The organism is Rhizobium sp. BIGb0125 (assembly GCF_024810055.1).
GTDB lineage: Bacteria > Pseudomonadota > Alphaproteobacteria > Rhizobiales > Rhizobiaceae > Agrobacterium.
Window position 1 is genome coordinate 134,266 of record NZ_JANUDV010000011.1, and the last position, 6,495, is coordinate 140,760.

The 6,495-nt window shown below is 53.3% G+C and carries 4 protein-coding genes; all 4 read right to left on the reverse strand.

Annotated elements, in window-relative coordinates; translation table 11 throughout:
* Window positions 1-42: 42 nt before the first annotated feature.
* Window positions 43-3,138, reverse strand: coding sequence for an efflux RND transporter permease subunit (locus M2418_RS24330; protein WP_259149613.1), 3,096 nt, complete (start codon window positions 3,136-3,138; stop codon window positions 43-45).
* A gap of 51 nt (window positions 3,139-3,189) precedes the next feature.
* Window positions 3,190-4,383: an efflux RND transporter periplasmic adaptor subunit gene (locus M2418_RS24335; RefSeq protein ID WP_259149614.1), complete on the reverse strand. Its 1,194-nt coding sequence runs from the start codon at window positions 4,381-4,383 to the stop codon at window positions 3,190-3,192.
* Window positions 4,384-4,564: 181 nt separating this feature from the next.
* Window positions 4,565-5,227 carry a TetR/AcrR family transcriptional regulator gene (locus M2418_RS24340; protein ID WP_259149615.1) on the reverse strand — a complete coding sequence of 221 codons (663 nt, stop codon included), beginning with the start codon at window positions 5,225-5,227 and terminating at the stop codon, window positions 4,565-4,567.
* 2 nt (window positions 5,228-5,229) lie between these two features.
* The gene (locus tag M2418_RS24345; protein WP_259149616.1) at window positions 5,230-6,180 is read right to left on the reverse strand and encodes a phosphoribosylaminoimidazolesuccinocarboxamide synthase; all 951 of its coding nucleotides are present in this window, start codon (window positions 6,178-6,180) and stop codon (window positions 5,230-5,232) included.
* Between the last annotated feature and the right edge of the window lie 315 nt (window positions 6,181-6,495).

Sequence of the window (6,495 nt, forward strand, 5' to 3'; positions counted from 1 at the left end):
TTTTTTAACAATCAGAGAAGTGCAGGCACAATGTTTTTTCTGTCAGTGTGACCGTTTTGATATCTTTCTGATGATTACGAAGAAGGACGGTACGAAGAATACGCCCAGAACCGTCGCTGCAAGCATGCCGCCGAGAACGCCGATACCGATGGCGTTCTGAGCTGCAGAGCCAGCACCCGTTGCGATTGCAAGCGGTACCACGCCAAGAATAAACGCCAGTGACGTCATGATAATCGGGCGCAGACGCAAGCGTGCTGCTTCCAATGTGGCATCGAGCAAGCTTAACCCATGCTCCATTCGTTCCTTCGCAAATTCCACGATCAGGATCGCGTTCTTTGCCGCCAGACCAATGGTCGTTAGCAGGCCAACCTTGAAGTACACATCGTTGGACTGTCCGAAGAAGTGCGCTGCCGCCAGAGCACCCAGCACGCCAACCGGAACGGCCATGATGACCGAGAACGGAATGGACCAGCTTTCATAAAGTGCAGCAAGGCAAAGGAAGACGATGAGGACCGAGAGAGCATAGAGGGCAGGAGCCTGCGAACCGGACAGACGCTCCTGATAGGAGATGCCCTGCCAGGCTACGGTGTAACCACCGTTGAGGCTTGCCGTCAGTTTTTCCATCTCATCCATGGCAACACCCGAGGCAATGCCTGGTCCGGCTGTACCTTCAAGCGAGATCGCCCCCGTGCCGTTGAAGCGTGCAAGGGTTGGAGCGCCGCTTACCCAGGATACTTCCGAGAAGGACGAGAATGGCACCATTTCACCGCTGCTGTTACGGGCGTACCAGAACTTCAAGTCGTCCGGTTGCATACGGTATTGTGCGTCACCCTGAACATATACCGGTTTCAGTTCACCATTCAGCGTGAAGTCATTGACGTCACGACCGGCAAAGATGGTTGAGAGCATCAGGTTGACCGAGGCAAGATCGACACCCATGGCGCCCATCTTTTCCTGATCAAGGTTGATCTTCATCTGCGATTCGTTATCGCGGCTGTTGCTGCGCAACGAGCTGATGTTCGGGTTGGACCCGGTCATCTGGATCAGTTCCTTCGATGCAGCTGTCAAGGCGTCATTACCGTTACGACCACTGTCGACCAGATACATTGAGAAACCGCTCGACGTACCCATGCCCTGAATAGCAGGCGGAAGCAGCGGGAAGACCTGAGCATCACGGTATGTGAAGAAGGTTCCCATGGCTCGTTGAACAATCGCTCCAGCGTGCTGTTCAGGTTTGCTGCGAAGCGAGAAGTCCTTCAGCTTGGTGAAAACTATCGCGTTGTTCTGGCCGGAACCGGTGAAGCTGAAACCAAGAACGCCGAATACAGAATCGACATTGTCTGCTTCGTTTTCGCGGAAATATGTTTCAACCTGTTTTACCACCGCGTTGGTCCGCTCGATCGTCGACCCTGTTGGCAGCTGAACGATTGTCAGCAGAACGCCTTGGTCTTCCTGAGGAAGGAACGAACTTGGCAACTTGGTGAAGAACCAGGCGCAACCACCGATGACGATGGCAAACATCACCATGACGCGAAGAGGGCGCTTTAGCAGGTAACCGATGCTCGAAACATAGCCATCAGTTGTTTTGCCAAAGCCTCGATTGAACCATGCACCGGGACCACGCTGTTTTTTGTGGTGGTCTACAGGCTTCAGGATCGTAGCGCAAAGTGCTGGTGTCAGAACGATTGCAACGACGGCAGACAAAAGCATGGCCGACACAATGGTGATCGAGAACTGGCGATAGATAATGCCGGTGGAGCCGCCGAAGAAGGCCATCGGAATGAACACGGCCGTCAGAACCAGGGCGATACCAATGATCGCGCCGGTAATTTCACCCATCGACTTTTCGGTCGCCTCGAGAGGCGGAAGCCCCTCATCGGACATGATACGTTCGACGTTTTCCACCACCACGATCGCATCATCCACCAGAAGGCCGATGGCAAGCACCATCGCGAACATCGTCAGCGTATTGATGGAATATCCCGCCAGCGCAAGAATGCCGAATGTGCCCAGCAGAACCACGGGAACCGCGATCATCGGTATGATCGTTGCTCTCAAATTCTGCAGGAAGATCAACAGAACCACGAAGACGAGAATGATCGCTTCGATGAGTGTGTGAACAACCTTCTCGATGGAAAGTTGAACGAATGGCGTGGTGTCATACGGGTATTCAATGACAACACCTTCAGGTAGGCCCTCCGAGGCGACCTCAAGCGCTGCCTTTACTCGGGCGGCGGTATCGAGAGCATTGGCACCGGTTGCAAGGTTTACTGCGAAACCGGAGGATGGACGGCCGTTCGAGCGGGAATCGCCGCCGTAGCTTTCTTCCCCAATTTCAATGCGGGCAACATCGCTCAAGCGGACGGTTGCACCGTCCTTTTCGACTTTGAGGATAACCGATTCAAAGTCCGCGACGGTTGTCAGCTGGCTCTGCGCGGTAATCGTAAGGTTCAGCTGTTGACCCTGTACGGCTGGCAGTGCACCAAGCTGACCAACGGAAACCTGAGTGTTCTGGCTCTGAATAGCCGTAGTGACATCGCTGGTCGTCAACTGATATTTGTTGAGCTTGAACGGATCGAGCCAGACGCGCATGGCGTAACCGGAACCGAAGATGTTGATGCTACCAACACCTTCAAGACGCTTGATCTGGTCTTCGATGCGGGTTGAGAAAATGTCACCCAAATCCACCGATGTACGTTTGCCATCGGTCGAAATCAGCGCACCGACCATCAGGATGCTCGACGTAGAGCGGCTGACTTCAATGCCGGCCTGCTGTACAACATCCGGCAGCTGGGTCTGGACAAGCTGCAGCTTGTTTTGCACCTGAACCTGAGCAATATCCGGCATGATGCTGTTACCAAAGGTCAGCGTAACGGACGAGCTACCAGTTGAAGATGAGGACGTCATGTAAGTGAGGTCATCGAGGCCGGTCATGCCGTCTTCGATAACGGTCGTCACCGATTTCTGTACTGTTTCCGCGCTCGCGCCATTGTAGCTGGCGCTGATGCGAACCGTTGTCGGTGCGATATCTGGATATTGCGAGATAGAGAGTGTGTTGATGGCCAGCAAGCCGCCAAGCATAATCACAATCGCTATCACCCAAGCAAAGATTGGGCGCCGGATGAAGAAGTGGGCCATATGTGTTTCTGCGCCTTCGTTGTTACGGTCGTCGGGCGATTGTCGCGATTATTAGTTTGCGGGAGCGGCTGCTGGAGCCGCTGGCTGGGTTACCACCAGTCCCTTGTCGTCAATTGTTACTTCAACAGGTGCAATCGGTGCGCCGTCGCCAATCCACTGGAAACCATCCACAATCAGCTTGTCACCGTCTTTGACGCCTGTGGTTACAAGCCAGGAATTGCCTGACTGGCTGCTTTCAGCAAATGTGCGCGTTTCAACGGTACCCTTTTCGCTGACAAATTTTGCAGTCAGTTCGCCGCTCGGGTTTCTGTCGGCAGCACGCTGCGGAATAAGGAAGCCTTTTTCCTTGCCGATCGTCAGCGTGGCGCGAACGTACATGCCCGGCAGAATGAGGTCATCCGGATTGTCGAACTGGGCGCGGATGTAATAAGTGCCGGTGGTTTCGCTCACCGCCATATCCGACATGTCGACCTTACCGGCATGAGGATATTTCGTACCGTTTTCCAGGGTCAGGTGGAGGTCGGCCTCGGCATTGTTCGGACCCTTTGAGCCTGCGGCAACTGCCGTGCGAAGACGTAGCAGATTGGCACTGGATTCAATCAGGTCAATGTAGATCGGATCGATACGGCGCAGTGTGGTCAGCGCCGCGGACTGGTTAGCAGTGACAACGTTACCAATGCTGAAGCTCGTCGATGTGGTGATGCCGTTGAACGGTGCGCGGATTTTCGTCAGGTTGAGATTGATATCAGCCGCCTGAAGCGCCGCCTTGGCCTGTGCAACATCTGCTTCGGCCTGAAGCAATGTCACCTTAGCATTTTCATATTCAATCTGCGTTGCACCGCTGTTGACCAGACGCTCATAGCGGGCCAGGTTTGCCTGAGCGCTTGGAACACTGGCTTCAGCCTTTGCAAGGCTGGCGCGGGCCTGCGCAACTTCGGCGACATAGGTGTCGTCTTCGATTTGGTAGAGCAGGTCTCCCTGCTGCACTTCGCTACCTTCCTTGAAGGTGATCTCGCGAATGATGCCGGTGACGCGTGGGCGGATTTCCGCAGTCTGGAAGGCGCTGGCACGGCCGGGCAGTACCGTCGTCAACGGCTGCTCGGATTCTTTCATGATGACAACGCTGACAGGAGCAGGCGGACGTTCTGGCGCTTGCGCCTGTGCAGTCTGCTTTTCATCGCTGCAGCCTGCAACCACGCCAGCCACGCACAGGGCGGCAAGAACCGGAAGGATACGTCTTGTCATTCGTGTTTCCCACATAAGAGCCAGCTCTGCGGATAAAGAGAGCTTTTTCTGATGATCCGCAAGCCGGAGCTGATTTCAAGCAATTATCAATAATGAACCAAAAACATCCGGCTTATTGGATACAATGAGCCGGATGATTGAATTTCGTCAGTTGTTATCAAGTGACGTAAAATTAAAAGCGTCACTTTGCAAGTGTATTTCGCAGCGCAGCATCCATCATATTGACGAGTTTCGTGCAGCGTGTGGCTAAAATATCCGGGTTCTCACCTGCGATGAGCACAGGATGGATAACGCTGACGAGGGCGTGATTGATGGTATCGGCAGTTCCGTCGAGATCGTCTGTCTGGTAAATTCCAAGCTTGATGCCGGCTGCGATGATTTTGCTGACATGCGCATTGAGCACCTGCAGATACTGCTCGCCGCAATCCAGTTCCTGTTTGGCCATCAAAACCAGCATCTCAAACACATAAGGTGTTTCTTCGAGCGTCACGACATGTTTGCGCATCAGTGACAGCGCCATCTGGTGCAGTCGCTCATAGGGCGGCAGGGTGGTGTCCATGGCATCCAGATCATTTTGCAAAGAGGTGATCTGTCTGAGGACGATGGCGTCAACCAGCGCGACCTTGGAGTGAAAATGCTTGAATACATTGGCTGGCGACATCGACATTGCCGCGGCAATGTCGGCAATCGTCACAGTCGAGAAGCCGCGCATGCTGAACAGCTTCTCGGCCGTGGCCAGAATTTCGCTGCGGGTTTCTTCTGCAGGCCGCCGCAGCCGCTTCCGGGGAAGCGCGGTTTTTGCTGTATTGCTGACGGTTTTTATGGATGCAGATGAGTTTACCACAATCAGGCTCCGGTAAAATAGGGCTCCAAATTCTTGCGAACACGCTCCAATGGTGTGTTTTCGCTATTATCAGGAACGAATGTTTTCCCCGTTATTTGCTCATATGCTCTTATATACACATCCGATGTGTCCATGACGAGCTTTTCCGGAATCTCCGGAATGTCATCCTTATAGGGATCGCAACGTTCAACCACCCATGCTCTGACAAAGTCCTTGTCAAAGCTCGCCGGCCGTGTGCTTCTTTCGAAGCTTGCGCCATAGGATTCTGTAATCCAGTAGCGGCTGCTGTCAGGCGTGTGAATTTCATCGGCAAGAATGATGTTGCCTTCGGCGTCCGTGCCAAACTCATATTTGGTGTCGACCAGGATCAGGCCATGTTTGGCGGCGATCTCCTGGCCGCGCTTGAACAGCGCCAGCGCATATTTTGACAGAGTCTGCCATTGCTCACTGGTGAGCAGCTTCTTCTCAACGATTTCGTCGGGTGTCAGGGGTTCATCGTGTCCGCCGTCAAAGGCCTTGCTGGTCGGGGTAATGATCGGTTCCGGCAGTTTCTGGTTGTCGCGAAGGCCATCCGGCAGAGTGATGCCATACATCTGGCGCTCGCCCTTCTTATAGAGAGTAAGGATGGAGGTGCCTGTTGTGCCAGCCAGATATCCTCTGACAACGATCTCAACAGGAAGAATATCGAGACGTTTACCGATCACCACATTCGGGTCCGGATAGCTGATAACGTGGTTCGGGCATATGTCTGCGGTTTGCTCAAACCAGTAACGTGCGGTTTGGGTCAGCACTTGTCCCTTATAAGGAATGCAGGTCAGGATGCGGTCAAAGGCGCTGATCCGGTCTGTCGAGATGATGATGCGCGAACCGTCAGGCAAGTCGTAATTCTCGCGTACCTTTCCGCGATAGTAATTGGGAAGTTCGCGAATAACGGCTTCTTCTAGTATGCGCACGGCTGCTCCAATCCTTGTATCAAGCGGGCCTGTCAGTGGCCTCAGTCGAATAGTGCTGGCAATTCCTATGGCATTTTTCAAACGGTAGGGCCAGCATATGCTTTTGAGCCGCCAAAATCGGTTAAAATCTGTAAACGTCATCATTTATCTAATAAAAACAGTAGTTTGTCTGATTTTATTATAAATATGAAAAAGGGCTGTTGACTTGTTTGTTGGGTTGGATTTATAAGTCCGCTCACTGAACGAGGGCGGCGGCGCTGCTGGCGACGGACTGCTTCGTTCTAGAGAAATCACGATAGATTGGCTTTTATGGCT